The 14,451-nt window shown below is 65.3% G+C and carries 14 protein-coding genes; 7 read left to right on the top strand and 7 right to left on the bottom strand.

Annotated features, from left to right (window positions below):
- Positions 1–23: 23 nt before the first annotated feature.
- Both ACQ651_RS02980 and ACQ651_RS02975 read right to left on the bottom strand, forming a co-directional pair.
- Entirely contained in the window at positions 24–1,778 is a 1,755-nt protein-coding gene (locus ACQ651_RS02980) for a SulP family inorganic anion transporter (RefSeq protein WP_430448245.1), read from the bottom strand.
- Positions 1,779–1,889: 111 nt separating this feature from the next.
- Positions 1,890–2,516: a CDGSH iron-sulfur domain-containing protein gene (locus ACQ651_RS02975; protein WP_430448243.1), complete on the bottom strand. Its 627-nt coding sequence runs from the start codon at positions 2,514–2,516 to the stop codon at positions 1,890–1,892.
- 233 nt (positions 2,517–2,749) lie between these two features.
- Here ACQ651_RS02975 and ACQ651_RS02970 point away from each other — a divergent pair, with 233 nt between their 5' ends.
- The 7 genes from ACQ651_RS02970 (at position 2,750) to ACQ651_RS02940 (ending at position 11,328) form a co-directional block, all read left to right on the top strand.
- Positions 2,750–4,339, top strand: a complete 1,590-nt coding sequence (locus ACQ651_RS02970; protein ID WP_430448241.1) for an ABC transporter substrate-binding protein — start codon at positions 2,750–2,752, stop codon at positions 4,337–4,339.
- Between the two features lie 230 nt (positions 4,340–4,569).
- Positions 4,570–5,577: a sensor domain-containing diguanylate cyclase gene (locus ACQ651_RS02965; RefSeq protein WP_430448239.1), complete on the top strand. Its 1,008-nt coding sequence runs from the start codon at positions 4,570–4,572 to the stop codon at positions 5,575–5,577.
- 138 nt (positions 5,578–5,715) lie between these two features.
- Positions 5,716–7,275 carry an ABC transporter substrate-binding protein gene (locus ACQ651_RS02960; protein ID WP_430448237.1) on the top strand — a complete coding sequence of 520 codons (1,560 nt, stop codon included), beginning with the start codon at positions 5,716–5,718 and terminating at the stop codon, positions 7,273–7,275.
- 217 nt (positions 7,276–7,492) lie between these two features.
- On the top strand, positions 7,493–8,467 hold the full coding sequence (locus ACQ651_RS02955) for an ABC transporter permease (RefSeq protein ID WP_227285249.1): 975 nt from the start codon (positions 7,493–7,495) through the stop codon (positions 8,465–8,467).
- Complete coding sequence (locus ACQ651_RS02950) at positions 8,467–9,423, top strand: ABC transporter permease (RefSeq protein WP_227285248.1); 957 nt, start codon at positions 8,467–8,469, stop codon at positions 9,421–9,423. The genes ACQ651_RS02955 and ACQ651_RS02950 overlap by 1 nt, the downstream gene beginning before the upstream one ends.
- A gap of 15 nt (positions 9,424–9,438) precedes the next feature.
- Entirely contained in the window at positions 9,439–9,609 is a 171-nt protein-coding gene (locus ACQ651_RS02945; RefSeq protein ID WP_227285247.1) for a hypothetical protein, read from the top strand.
- Between the two features lie 15 nt (positions 9,610–9,624).
- Positions 9,625–11,328: a dipeptide ABC transporter ATP-binding protein gene (locus tag ACQ651_RS02940; protein ID WP_430448235.1), complete on the top strand. Its 1,704-nt coding sequence runs from the start codon at positions 9,625–9,627 to the stop codon at positions 11,326–11,328.
- A gap of 63 nt (positions 11,329–11,391) precedes the next feature.
- On the opposite strand, the gene ACQ651_RS02935 is transcribed toward ACQ651_RS02940, so the two are convergent.
- The 5 genes from ACQ651_RS02935 to ACQ651_RS02915 form a co-directional block, all read right to left on the bottom strand.
- On the bottom strand, positions 11,392–11,523 hold the full coding sequence (locus ACQ651_RS02935) for a hypothetical protein (protein ID WP_286193336.1): 132 nt from the start codon (positions 11,521–11,523) through the stop codon (positions 11,392–11,394).
- A 101-nt stretch (positions 11,524–11,624) separates the two neighbouring features.
- Positions 11,625–12,854: a S8 family serine peptidase gene (locus ACQ651_RS02930; RefSeq protein WP_430448234.1), complete on the bottom strand. Its 1,230-nt coding sequence runs from the start codon at positions 12,852–12,854 to the stop codon at positions 11,625–11,627.
- 10 nt (positions 12,855–12,864) lie between these two features.
- Positions 12,865–13,470, bottom strand: a complete 606-nt coding sequence (locus ACQ651_RS02925) for a zf-HC2 domain-containing protein (protein WP_430448232.1) — start codon at positions 13,468–13,470, stop codon at positions 12,865–12,867.
- Positions 13,467–14,027, bottom strand: coding sequence for an RNA polymerase sigma factor (locus tag ACQ651_RS02920; RefSeq protein ID WP_227285243.1), 561 nt, complete (start codon positions 14,025–14,027; stop codon positions 13,467–13,469). Before ACQ651_RS02920 ends, ACQ651_RS02925 begins: the two co-directional genes overlap by 4 nt.
- Before the next feature lie 115 nt (positions 14,028–14,142).
- On the bottom strand, positions 14,143–14,451 hold the full coding sequence (locus tag ACQ651_RS02915; RefSeq protein WP_227285242.1) for a Dabb family protein: 309 nt from the start codon (positions 14,449–14,451) through the stop codon (positions 14,143–14,145).

Raw genomic sequence — 14,451 nt, 5'->3', positions numbered from 1 at the left:
CCCGCCGGGACCCGTCCGCCCGGTCAGCGGCCCGCCACCGGCACCGGCGCGGGCCCTGCCGATCCGCCGGTCAGGGCGGCCCAAGCGTCGTATTGCGACAAGAAGACCTCGCCCGTCAGCGCATCCAGAAAATGGGTGCGCGTCAGCCGGTCGGTCACCGGGCCCTTCACCTCGCTCAGATGCAGCCTGATATCCAGATCGCCAAGCCGCTCGTTCAGCGCCTCAAGGCTTTCCAGCGCGCTCAGGTCGATCGCGTTCACCGCGGAACACATCAGCACGACATGGCGCAGCGCGCGGTCCTCGGCCACCCGGTTCAGGATGTAATCCTCAAGAAAACGGGCATTCGCGAAATAGAGGCTTTCGTCGATCCGGATCGTCAGCACCGCCGGATCGGTCTCCACCCGGTGGCGCAGGATATTCCGGAAATGCTGGGTGCCCGGAACAAGCCCCACCTCGGCCACATGCGGGCGCGAGGTTTTCCACAGATGCAGCAGCACCGACAGGATCACCCCGGCCGACACGCCGATTTCGACGCCGAAGCCGAGGGTCAGCACGATGGTCGCCGCGACCGCGCCGAAATCGGCCTTCGAATAGCCCCATGCGCGTTTCAGAACGCCGAAATCGACAAGGCTTAGCACCGCGACGATGATCGTGGCCGCGAGGGTCGCTTTCGGCAGGAAGAAAATCAGCGGGGTCAGCGCCAGCGCCGCGATGGCCAGCCCCAGGGCGGTAAAGGCCCCGGCGGCAGGCGTTTCGGCGCCCGCATCGAAATTCACCACCGACCGCGCAAAGCCGCCGGTCACCGGATAGCCGCCGGTGAAGCCCGCGCCGATATTGGCGGCGCCCAGTCCGATCAGCTCCTGATTTGGGTCGATCCGCTGGCGCTTCTTGGCGGCCAGCGTCTGCGCCACCGAGATCGACTCGACAAATCCGATGACCGAGATCAGCAGCGCCGGCACCAGCAACGCGCCCACCAGATCGGGGGAAAAGGCCGGCATGGTCAGCGGCGGCAGGGATTGCGGCACCGCGCCCACGATGGCCACCCCCTGGTCTGACAGGCCCAGCCCCCAGACCAGCAGCGTGGTCACGATCACCGCCAGAACCGGGCCCGCCTTGGTGGCGATATCGGCCGGGCGCGCGCCCAGCCCAAGCCGGATCAGGGCCGGTTTCATGCCCTTGCGCACCCAGAACAGAAAGCCCGTCGCCCCGACCCCGATCGCCAGCGTCGTCATATCTGTCTGCGGCAGACCGGCCAGAAGCGACCTGCCGATCTCCACCAGCGTATGGCCCGATGCCTCTACGCCGAGGATGTGTTTCACCTGGCTGACGGCGATCAGGATACCCGAAGCGGTGATGAACCCCGAAATGACCGGATGGGACAGGAAATTGGCGATGAACCCCATCCGCAGCACGCCCAGCAGCAAGAGGATACCGCCCGACAGGACCGCCAGCGTCAGCGCCGCGACCGCATAGCCGGCGGTTCCCTGCTGGGCCACCTGCCCCACCGCCGCCGCCGTCATCAGCGACACAACCGCCACCGGGCCCACCGCCAGCGCCCGCGAGGTGCCGAAGACCGCATAAAGCAGGATCGGCGCGATCGAGGCGTAAAGCCCCGCCTCCGGCGGCAACCCGGCCAGCAGCGCATAGGCCAGCGATTGCGGGATCAGCATGATCGTGACGATCACCGCCGCGATCAGATCCCCGGTCAGCGCCGTGCGATCATAGCGGCGCCCCCAATCCAGGATCGGCAGGTAACGAGTGAAATCGGGTCGGGACATGGGTCAGACAGGGCCAAATTGATTTACAGTATCAATATTTGACAAGTAGTCATAACTTCAACCCCCCGCGGCATGCGGCATGATGGAACCGGGCCCGCGGCCCGCCGGGGCTTACTCGGCCGTGAAACCCGCCTCCTTGTGGCTGCCATCGCAATAGGGCTTGTTGCCCGACGCGCCGCAGCGGCACAGATAAAGCTTCTCCGTCGTGTCGAGCGCCCGCCCCGATCCGGCGATCAGCTCCAGATTGCCCGATATGATGACCGGGCCGTTCGGGGCGACGCGCAGGTTCAGCGGCCCGTTCCGGGCCTCAAGCGGCGCGGCCTCCTCGTTCGCGGCAGGCTCGGAGGTTGCGGTGAATCCCGCCTCGATATGGGAATTGTCGCAAAAGGGCTTGTTCGCCGACTTCCCGCAGCGGCAAAGCGTGACGCGGGTATAGCTCTCCTCTCCGATGACGATCTCGCCCCGCAGTTCCACCGGTCCGTTTTCCCACAGGCGGGCGGTGTTCACCTCCGGCGTCGGCTCCTCCGCGCCCTGCTTGCGGGTATAGCTGAGCGCCCCGGACGGGCAGGCCTCGATCACACGCACCAGCGCCTCGGGGTCGGCATCGCCGGGCTGGATCCAGCCGCCCCTGGCCCCGGGCCTGAACACACCGGGCAGGCCCAGCACGCAGCGGCGCGCATGGATGCAGGTTCGGGCATCGAAGGTAATGGTCAGGGCATCGGTCTCTACCGGGCGCATGGGGGTCTCCATTGGCTGGGGTTATCCCGCTACAGAACCACGGGCCGGCCCGCCCCGGCAACCGGTTTGAGCCGCGCGCGGGCCCAGGTTTCACTGGAAAGCCCGATTGTGCGCCGCAACAGCTCAATCCTGACCCGAATCGCAAAACTTCCCATGCCGTCCTGTCGGCGGTCTCTTGCCAAGACGGATTTAGCGGCCATACTCCGCCCATCAACTTCAGGGAGCACATAACAATGACACTTCGCTTTACCGCGATGGCCACCGCGCTGCTGGCCACCACTGCCATGACCACCGCGCCGCTCGATGCGGAAACCCTGCGATGGGCCCGCGCCGCCGAAGCCCTCACCCAGGACCCCCATGCCCAGAACGAGGGGCCGACGACCACGCTCAACCATCAGGTCTATGAACCGCTGATCCTGCGGAACATGGAGGGCGCCATGGAGGCCGCGCTGGCAACCGACTGGCAGCCCTCGGGCGATGACCCGAATGTGTGGGTCTTCACCCTGCGCGAAGGCGTGACCTTCCACGAGGGGCAGACCTTCGACAGCGCCGATGCCGTCTTCTCGCTGAACCGCGCGATGTCGGCCAACTCCAACTTCCGCGAATTGCTGAGCGGCGTCGTCGATGTCCGCGCCACCGGGCCCTACACGGTGGAGATCGAAACGGACGGGCCGAACCCGCTTCTGCCGAACAACCTGACCAATATCTTCATGATGGATGAAGGCTGGTCCACCGAGAACGACGCGGTCGAGGTGCAGGATTACGCCGGTGGCGAAGACACGTTCAGCGCGCGCAACTCCAACGGCACCGGTCCTTACGTGATGTCCAGCCGTCAGGCCGATGCGCAGACCGTGCTGACCGCCTTCGAGGATTACTGGGGCATCGGGGAGTTCCCGCTGGCCGCCTCCGAGATCGTCTTCACGCCGATCCAGAACCCCGCGACCCGCGTCGCGGCGCTCCTGTCGGGCGAGGTGGATTTCATTCAGGACGTTCCGGTGCAGGATCTGGAGCGTGTAGCGAGGGCCGATGGTCTCGGTCTTGCCACCGCGCCGCAGAACCGGGTGATCTTCTTCGGGCTGAACGTGGGGGCCGACGATCTCGACCGCGACAGCGTCGACGGGGCGAACCCGCTGGCCGACCGCCGGGTGCGTGCGGCGATGGACATCGCCATCAACCGCGAGGCGATCCAGCAGGTCGTGATGCGCGGGCAATCCGCACCCGCCGGTGTCATCATGCCGCCGCCCGTCCATGGCTGGACCGAAGAGCTTGACGCCTATCCCGCCTATGACGTGGAGGCCGCGCGGGCCCTGATGGAAGAGGCCGGCTATGGCGACGGGTTCACGATCCAGCTCGACTGCCCGAACGACCGCTACGTCAATGACGAGGCGATCTGCCAGGCGGCGGTGGGCATGTTCGCGCAGATCGGGGTCACCGTGAACCTCTCCGCCCTGCCGCGCGCCCAGCATTTTCCGCTGATCGCCAATGGGGAGACGGATTTCTACCTGCTGGGATGGGGCGTGCCGACCTATGACAGCGAATACATCTTCAACTTCCTCTACCACACCCGCGACGAAGGCCGCGGAAGCTGGAATGGCACCGGGTTCTCCAACGCGGTGATGGACGAGATGATCGTCGGTCTGTCCTCCGAGGTGGATCTGGCCGAGCGGGACGGCATGATCGCAAGCCTCTGGCAGATGGCCGAGGAAGAGCTGATCTATCTGCCAATCCACAACCAGATCCTGAACTGGGGCATCAGCGATGACTGGAGCACCGTCGTGGATGCGGATGACCAGGTGAAATTCAAGTATTTCACCAGAAACTAAGCGCGACAGGCAACGGGGCCATGTCCCGTTGCCGGCGCAGTCAGGGGGCGTCGCCGGATGACCGGCGGCGCCCCTTGGCGTTTCGCAGGTTCCGGGGCCGGCCCGACGGTGTACGGGAAATCGGTTCAATTGCGTGATTTTTCGCGCCCGGCACCCCGCTCCGCTTAGGTATTGGTTTACCTATCCGGTCTAGCGTCGGCGGATCGATGTCCCCCTGCCGGAGAGCCGTCTTGACACCGTTCCGATCCGACGAACGCGGCCGCATGCGCGCGCTGGAAAACTACAACGTCCTCTATACCGAGCGGGAGGCCGCCTTTGACGCGATAACGCAGTTGGTGCAGGCCACGGTCGGCACCGAAGTGTCGACCATCGCGCTGATCGACGAGCATCACCAGTGGTTCAAATCCGCCACCGGCGTGGATATCCGCGGCACCGAACGCGGCCTCGCCTTCTGCGACTACACGATCCGCAAGCCCGAGATACTGGCCGTGCCGGACATGCGTCAGGATACCCGGTTCAACGCAAACGCGCTCGTGGCGGGCGCGCCCTTCGTGCGCAGCTATATCGGCTGCCCGCTCCGTACGCCCGAGGGCTACCAGCTTGGAACGATCTGCGCGATCGGGCTGCAACCCAGGGATTTCACCGAGACCGACCGGACGATCCTGTCGCACCTGTCCACGGTGATCATCGACATGCTCGAAAAACGGCGCCGGCTTGAAGAGCTCCGGCCGATCAGCCAGATGGTCGACCGCGCCCGGTGGCAGGCCATGTTGCAGGAAGATATCCTGAGCGACCGGCCCTTGCCGGCCGTGGCCGCGATCAGGGTCGATGACTTCGACGAGATCTCGGATCTCTACGGATCCCGGATGGCCGACAGGCTGATCTCCGCGATCATGGATCACGTCACCTCCCACATCCAGTCGGGCACCCGCGTCGCGCGGCTCAGCAAATCCGTATTCGGGATCGCAATGCACGATAAGGATACCGAAAACGCGGAATGGGTGATGGATATGCTCCGGGAAAAGATCGGCGATATGGTCGTCGACCTTGCGCCCGGCGATGTGGGCTGTTCCACCGTCAGCATCGGGCTCGTCCGCCCCGGCCTCAGCGAAAAGATCGACACGGTCTGGGACCGGCTCAAGCACGCGCTGCACCGCGCCAGCACACAAGGCCCCGATATTCTGATCTCCGAGATCGATCAGGGATCGCCGCTCGACTGGGCCGTGCGCCGCGCATGACGGTCCACATGTCACCCGCCGATGGCCGGTTGCGCCTCACGGGGTTGTGATCGGGGTCTCTTTGCGCCGGCGCGGCTTCTCGGTCAGGCTGCCGCAGGCCCTGACGGCAGGGCGCATATCTTCAAGGGACTGCTGCCGATGAAACGCGCATTGACACTCACCGCCATGGCGCTTTGCCTTGGCACCGCGGCCACCGCGGAAACCTTCCGGTGGGCCACCACCACCGATCCGCAAACCATGGACCCCCACGCGGTCAGCTCGGCACCGGTGCTCGGCTTTCTGAACAATGTCTACGAGGGGCTTGTCCGGCGCGGCCGCGACATGTCGATCGAACCGGCGCTCGCCACGGGATGGGAGCCGATCGGGGCCGGCGACGGCTGGCGGTTCACCCTGCGCCAGGGCGTGACCTTCCATGACGGCAGCGCCTTCACCGCCGAGGATGTGCTGTTCTCCTATCAACGCGCATCCTCGGAACAGTCGGATGTGGCAAGCTGGTTCTCCCCCGTCTCCGAGGTCATCGTGGTCGACGAGTTCACCGTGGACATCATGACCACCTCGCCGCAGCCGATCTTTCCCGACAGCATCGCCAACTGGATGATGATGGACAGTGGATGGGCCGCGGCCAATGGTGCGGAACTGCCCGCCCGGGACGCGGAAAACCACGCCACGCTGAACGCCAACGGCACCGCCGCCTTCATGCTGGCCGAACGGCAGCCGGGCCTCAGCACCGTTCTGGTGCCCTTCGACGGCTGGTGGGGCGAGGTGGAGCACAACATCACCCGCGCCGAACTGACGCCGATCCAGAATTCGGCCACCGCGGTCGCCGCGCTCCTGTCGGGCGACGTGGACATGATCGACCCGGTGCCGATCCAGGATGCCGCGCGACTGTCGGAAACGGACGGCGTCAAGGTTGTCCAGGGGATCGAGGCGCGCGTGATCATGCTGGGCTTCGCCCATGACCACGAGGTGCTCTACGGGGGCGCCGATGCGGGCGCGCCGAACCCGTTTGCCGATGTCCGCGTCCGGCGCGCCGTGGCCCATGCGGTGAATGTCGACGCGATCCTGCAAACCATCATGCGCGGCAATGCCGAACCCGCCAGCCAGCTGGTCAGCCCCGCCATGCGCGGCTATTCCGCGATCCATGCGGCCCGCCCCGCCGTCGATCTGGACGCCGCGCGCGCGCTTCTGGCCGAGGCGGGATATCCCGACGGGTTCCCCTTCGGTCTGTCCTGCCCGAACGACCGCTATCTGAACGACGAATCCGTCTGTCAGGCCGTGGTCGGCATGCTGGCGCAGATCGGGCTGGAGGCGCAGCTCGATGCGATGCCCGTTTCGAATTACTGGCCCGAACTGCGTGCCGATAACTTCGACATGTATCTTCTGGGCTGGTCGCCCGGCACCTTCGACGCCGAACACCCGATCCGCTTTCTGGTCCATACATCGGGCGAGCGGCTCGGCACGTGGAATTTCGGCGGCTATTCCAACCCGCGCATCGACGAGATGCTTCCCCTGATCCAGTCCGAGATCGACGATGCCGCGCGGCAGGCCATGCTGGACGAGGCCGCCGGCATCATTCAGGAGGATATGGTCTATCTGCCGATGTATGTGCAGCCGCTGATCTGGGGCACCCGCGACAATATCGACCTCACGCAACGCCCCGACAACTTCTTCATCCTGCGTTGGGTGACGGTGAACTGAACACCGGTTCCAAACCGCCGCCGCCGGGCCCCTGTCCGGCGGCGGCCGGCCGGAATGCGCAGACAGGCGGGCGGCGCGCGCCTGCCGTCTTCCCGACGGCATCGCCGGGCCGTCGGCGCGCCCCATGCGGCCCGATCGGCGAAAACCTGGATCACAACCCTCTCCTCCCCCGCGCAGAACCCTTGACCCGCGCCCGCCCGCAACGCAGAACAGCGGGATGCTCAACTATATCATACGCCGCGTGCTGCAATCCGTTCTTGTGCTTCTGGTCGTGGGGCTCGTGGCCTTCGCCATGTTCCGGTTCGTGGGCGATCCGGTCGACAACATGCTCGGTCAGGAACGCACCATGGAGGATGTGGAACGCCTGCGCGAACAGCTCGGCCTCGACCAGTCCTTCGTCGTGCAATATTACCGCTTCCTTCAGGGCGCCGTGCAGGGCGAATTCGGGATCTCCTACCGTCAGGGCCGGCAGGTTTCCGAGATCATCGCCGAGCGCATTCCCGCAACGCTTGAACTGGCGGCGGTCTCGGGTGTCTTTGCGCTGGTCCTTGGCATCGGGCTTGGTGTCTTCACGGCGATCCGACGGGACGGCTTCGCCTCGAACGCGATCATGACCCTGTCGCTGATCGGCGTGTCGCTGCCCACCTTCCTGATTGGTATACTATTGATATACCTCTTTTCGGTGGAACTGGGCTGGCTGCCGAGTTTCGGACGCGGCGAGGTTGTGCAGATCGGCGGCTGGTCCACCGGCTTTCTGACCCAATCGGGCCTCATGGCGCTGATCCTGCCCTCGATCACGCTCGGCCTTTACCAGATGACGCTGATCATGCGGCTGGTCCGCTCGGAAATGCTGGAGGTGCTGCGGCAGGATTACATCCGCTTCGCCCGCGCGCGCGGGCTTAAACAACGCGCGATAAACTTCCGCCACGCCTTGAAAAACACGCTTGTGCCGGTGATCACCGTGACCGGGTTGCAGCTTGGCTCGATCATCGCGTTCGCCATCATCACCGAAACCGTGTTCCAGTGGCCGGGTGTCGGGCTCTTGTTCATCAACGCCATCCAGTTCGTCGATATCCCGGTGATGGCCGCCTATCTGATGCTGATCTCGGTCATGTTCGTGGGCATCAATCTGGCGGTTGACCTGCTCTATGTGGCGATTGATCCGCGGCTGCGGACCGAAGGGAAAAGCTGATGACCGACACGCCGATCACCCCGCCGGAAAAAGCCCGCGCGCGGTCGCGCCTGTATATGGCCTGGGACAGCGACGTGGGCTATTCCTTCCGCCACTCGCCGGTGGCCATGGTCTCGCTCTTCGTGACGCTTCTGCTTGTTCTGGCGGCCGTTTTCGCCCCGCTGATCGCCCCCCATGACCCGTTCAACCCCGCAACGCTGAACCTGATGAACGGGTTCACCCCGCCGGGGGAGGCCAACGCCTTTACCGGCGAAAGCTTTCTGCTCGGCACCGACGATCAGGGGCGCGACGTGTTTTCAACCATCCTCTACGGGCTGCGGATTTCGCTCTTCGTGGGTTTCGCCGCGGTGCTCTTCGCCATGGTGCTGGGGATCTCCCTCGGTCTTCTGGCGGGCTATGTGGGCGGCTGGACCGAAACGATCATCATGCGCGTGGCCGATGTGCAGCTGACCTTCCCCGCGATCCTTGTCGCGATGCTGATCTTCGGGGTCGCCAAGGGGATCACGCCCATCGAATACCGCGATCAGGTCGCGATCTGGGTGCTGATCATCGCCATCGGGCTGAGTGACTGGGTGCAGTTCGCGCGGGTGGTTCGCGGCGCAACCCTTGTAGAGAAATCAAAGGAATACGTGCAGGCCGCGCGGCTGATCGGGCGCACCCCGCTGGCGATCATGGTGCGTCATATCCTGCCCAACGTACTTTCCCCGGTTCTGGTGATCGCCACGATCTCGCTGGCGCTGGCGATCATCGCCGAGGCGACGCTCAGCTTCCTGGGCGTCGGCGCGCCGCCGACCCAGCCCTCGCTCGGCACGCTGATCCGGATCGGTCAGGGCTTCCTGTTCTCCGGCGAGTGGTGGATCCTGTTTTTCCCGGCCTGCACGCTGCTGGCGCTGGCGCTGGCGGTCAACCTGCTCGGGGACTGGCTGCGCGATGCGCTGAACCCGAGGTTGCGCTGATGAAGGGGGCCCGTGATGGAGGTCGATTGGGGGCGCTACATCGCGCAGGTTCTGCTGGTGGTGGGCGTCTATTACGCGCTGGTGATGTTCTCGCCGCTGCCGCGCCTGTCGCGCGGCAAGCAATTCGCGGTGTTCGGCGGCATCGTCTTCGTGCTGCTGTTTGTCTTCGGGCTGGTCTGGCGATGATGGGAGGGCGCTCCGATGGCATTGCTTGAGATCAGCAACCTGACGGTGGAGTTCCCCACCCGCCGCAAGACCTTCGTCGCCGTCAACAAGGCCGATCTGACCGTCGAACCGGGCCAGATCCACGGGCTGGTGGGCGAAAGCGGGGCCGGCAAATCCACCATCGGCGCCGCCGTCATGGGTCTTCTGGACCCGCCGGGGCATATCACCAGCGGCACGATCCGCTTCCGGGGCGAGGAGATCTCGGGGCTGGATGCCGTCGCGATGCAGGCGCTTCGGGGCAGGAAGATCAGCATGATCTTTCAGGATCCGCTGACCTCGCTGAACCCGCTTTTCACCGTGAAACAGCAACTGGTGGAGACCATTCAGGAGCATCTGGGCTTCGACGACGCGGCCGCCGCCGCCCGCGCGATCGAACTGATCAACCGTGTCGGTATTCCCGACCCGGAAATCCGTGTGAACCAGTATCCGCACCAGTTTTCGGGCGGCATGCGCCAGCGTGTGGTGATCGCGCTTGCGCTGTGTTCCGAGCCCGACGTGATCATCGCGGATGAGCCCACGACCGCGCTCGACGTCTCGATTCAGGCGCAGATCCTTGACCTGATCAAGGAACTGGCGCGCGAACGCCAGGTGGGTGTGATCCTGATCACCCATGACATGGGCGTCATCGCCGACACGACCGACAAGGTCACCGTGATGTATCAGGGCGAAGTCGTCGAAAGCGGGGCAACGGTACAGGTTCTGGGCCAGCCCGATCATCCCTATACGAAATCGCTGATCGCCGCCGTTCCCCGCCCCACGGTCAAGCTGAACCGGTTCCCGCTGATCAGCTATGGCGGGCGGGTGACGGAATTCCATATCGAGGATCTGGCCCGCAACTGGCCCTCCACCGAAGCCGAGCGGGGAAGCGCGCTGCTGGAGGTGTCGGGGCTTACCAAACGGTTCCTGCAGAAGGCCGCCCTGCTGCCATCGCGCCGGGAGTTCTTCACCGCGGTCGACAACGCCAATTTCGAGATCCGGCAGGGCGAGGTGTTCGGGCTGGTGGGCGAAAGCGGGTCGGGGAAATCCACCATCGCGCGGATGATCGCGGGGCTTTATCCGGTCGATGAGGGATCGGTCCGCTTCGAAGGCCAGGAGGTCACGGCGGGGCGGCGCGGCGTGCCCGATTTCTACCGCAAGCAGATCCAGATGATCTTTCAGGATCCCTATTCCAGCCTGAACCCGCGCATGCGGGTCGATCAGATCGTGGCCGAGCCCGCACGCCATCACGGGCTGCTGTCGGGGGAGCCGTTGCAGGCGCGGGTCAGCGAATTGCTTGACCGCGTCGGTCTGGGGGCGGATGCGGGGCTGAAGTATCCGCACGAGTTTTCGGGCGGGCAACGGCAACGGATCTCCATCGCGCGCGCGCTGGCGACGCAACCGCGCTTCTTGATCTGCGATGAGCCGACCTCGGCGCTGGATGTCTCCATCCAGGCGCAGATCCTCAATATTCTCAAGGATTTGCAGGAGCATCTGAATCTGACGATGCTGTTCATTTCCCACGATCTGCCCGTGGTCCGGCAAATGTGCGACCGGGTGGGCGTGCTCAAGGGCGGCAAACTGGTCGAGGTCGCCGATACCGAGGATCTGTTTGCCAGACCGCAGCATCCCTATACCCGCGATCTGCTGTCGCTGATGCCCAAGCTTGACGGGCTGTCGAACGAGGGACTGGCGGTCGCCTGAAAAGACCGGCCTGCCGCGGGACCTCGGCAGGCCGGTTCCGCCGGGCAACTGATCGGGGACGGTTCAGAGCCCGGCAAGTGCCTCGATCAGACCGAGGAGAGCCGCAAGTTCGGGGTCGATCCCCTCACCCGGATCGGGGGCCGTATCGGCGGCATCCTCGGAGGGCGGAACCGGCCTCGGATAGGGCGGCGGCATCACCGGGATCGGTATCGGGGTCGGCTCCACGGCGGCGGGGATCGGGGCCCCGACAGGCGCGATGGCGAAAGGGTCGGGAGACGCGGGAAACGCGCTGACGCCTAGCAGCCCGGCACGCGGACAAGGCCCCAGCCAAACTCCGCATCCCGGCCGGGACTGCCCAGATCGACGGACGCCGCACGCAGCCGGCTGCGCACCGTCTGGACCGACGCGGACGGGGCCAGACGCGCGGCCAGTGCCGTGACGATCGGCGCCGCGTAGGATGTGCCGGAGGCGTAACTGCCACCGCGTCGCGTGGCGACGAAAAGGTCCACACCCGGGGCGGCAAATTCGATATGCGTGCCGAAATTGGCCCGCCGGTACCGCCGATAGCCTGCATCGATGGCGGTTACGGCGATGACATCGGGGTAGCCCGCCGGATAGCTGGCCAGATCACGGCCGTTATTGCCGGCCGCGGCGATCATCACCGCGCCACGCCCGGCCGCAGCCTCCAGCACGGCCGCCATGGCCCGGTTCTGCGGCCCGGCAAAGGACATGTTGATCAGGCGCACATTCCGGCTCAGCAGCCGGTCGATGGCCGCCGCAATCCGCTCGATATCGCCCGCCTCCCGCCCGGCATTCCGCGAAAAGGCGGAGATCGCATGAAGCCGGGCGCCCCCGGCCAGACCTGTCAGCGGTCCGCCCCCGTCCTGCCCGGCCATCAGGATCGCAATGGCCGTGCCATGGTCCGCAGCGGGTGGGCGTTCGCCCCGGTTCAGAACGCTTTCGTTCGTGATCTGCACGGCTTGCAGCGCGGGGTGCAAGGTATCGACGGGCCCGTCGATCAGGCCAAGCGTGACCGAGCCGGAGATGCGGCAAAGGCCCGGCGATGCCACGCCCACCATTTCGGGGGCGTATATCCGCGGGCTGCCCTGGGCAAACCGGTAAAAGGCATGAATGTCGACGAAGCTCTGCGGCGCGGCCTGGGCCAGGATCCGTTCGGCTTCGGCCAGTTGCAGACGGTTGCGGAAATCGAAGAACAGCCCGCGCCGGTTGAGCGTCGGGTAATCGCGGGTCCGGCGCAGTTCCGCGCCCGCCGCAGTCAAGGCCTGGATCACGGCGTTGGACTGGCCCGGCGGGCCGATCACGATGTATTCCAGTAGGTTTCCCGCGATCCTGTGCGCGTCGGTGGAGGCCGCACGGCGGCTTTCCTCCCACGCCCCGTCATCGCGTGGGGTCGGCTCGCCTTGCGGGCGGGAGCCCTGCTGGCCGGTGGTCTGCGCCGCGACCGCAGCGGGCAGCGCGAGGCCCAGCAAAACGATCAGAAGCACCGCGATAACCCGCATTTTCATCAACCTCGTTTCAAGGGGCCGTGACTTCCAGCGTATCGATCAGACGCCCTTCCGCCGCGAGAAGCATCTCTTCGGCCGCCTCAACTCCCGCTTCGTCCAGCACGGCCAGTTCATAGAGGCCCAACGCGGAGGGTCCGGCGGAAATCTCGACGCCCGCGTCCAGCAACAGCGCGCGAATCTGGGCCTCCGTGGCATCCGGGGCGAAGCCTACCACGAAATCCGCTCCGGCCGCGCCGCCGCTGGCCAGTTCGAACCCGGGCTCGCCGGGCGCGTTCAGCAAGACGAAGGATTGCGCCAAGCCAATCGCCAGAACCAGCGCCGCCGCGATCTGCCAGATCCGCAACTGCCGGACCGGCACGACAGTGCCGGGCTCCTCCACCGGCGCGGAAGACGGGGGGCCCTCCCGATCGACATCGCGCATCAGCCGGGCCAGCCCGAACTCACCGGGGCTTTCGACCTCGTCGGCCTGCATCTGCTTGCGCAGGGCCGTCAGAACCTCCAGTTCGGCGCGCAGATCGGCACTGTCGGCAAGCGCCGCATCGACCTCGGCGCGCTCGGCTGCGCCGAGGGTGCCGTTGACGTAAAACGGCAGAAGCTCTTCGACAGGCCGGGTCATGCGGGCGCCCTCCGTGCGACACGGCCGGACAGGCAGCGCATCAGCAGTTTCTTGGCGTGGAAGATCCGGGTCTTGATCGTGCCTTCCGGCACGCCTGCGATCTCGGCGATCTCGCCATAGGTCATGTCGTCGTAGAATGCCATCGAGATGGCGGCCCGGTGGTCATCCTTCAGCGTGCCAAGACAGTGGCGCACATGTTCGGCCTCCTGCCCCGCGGCCAGACAGGTCTCCGCATCGGGGCCTTCATCCGCGCTGTCGGGAACGTCTCCCACAAGATCGGTGCGGCCGCGTTTGCGATGGGCGTCGATCACCTTTCGATAGGCGATGCCGAATATCCATGTCTGCACTTTCGATCTCCCTTCGAAACGGCCGGCGGAACGCCACACCTCCATGAATACGTCATGGAGTATGTCGCCGGCCTCGAACGGATCGTTCAATCTGGAGCGGATAAATCTGAAAACCGGCTTTTCCAATGCCCGGTAAAGCGCCGCCAGCGCCTGCCGGTCGCCATCGGCCATGCGGGTCAGCAACGCGGCCTGGGTCTGATCTTCGGTCATGGAGTTCACGGACATGGATGCAAAGAGACTGTGTGAGCCGGATTGAATGCGTCTTGCTATATCACCGCCGTCTATCGCATTTCCGGCGATCAGGCAAACACTGCGCCCCCCGCTCTCACACCTCCAAATCGGCGACCAGTATCCCGTCTGCGCCGCCGGTCGCGGCAGCCACCAGCAATGCGCCCGCCCTTTGATGATCGGGGTGGTTCTCATAGGCCAGATGGGCCGCGCGACCCTCAAAACTAATGATGAAGCCGTAAGGATAGGCCCCGGTTTTCTCCTCGAAATCCCGGTTGGGGCCATGGGCCAGATCAAGCATGCCCGGGATCTTGGGCAAAAGCCCCTCGATCAATGCCATGGCTTCGGCGGTTTGCGCCAAGGCGTCAGGTGTGTTCGCGGCAACAAAAACGCAGTGTTTCAGCAT

Origin of the sequence: Rhodophyticola sp. (genome assembly GCF_965284195.1) — a bacterium.
Lineage (GTDB): Bacteria > Pseudomonadota > Alphaproteobacteria > Rhodobacterales > Rhodobacteraceae > Rhodophyticola.
This window is presented reverse-complemented; position numbering and strand designations above follow the sequence as displayed.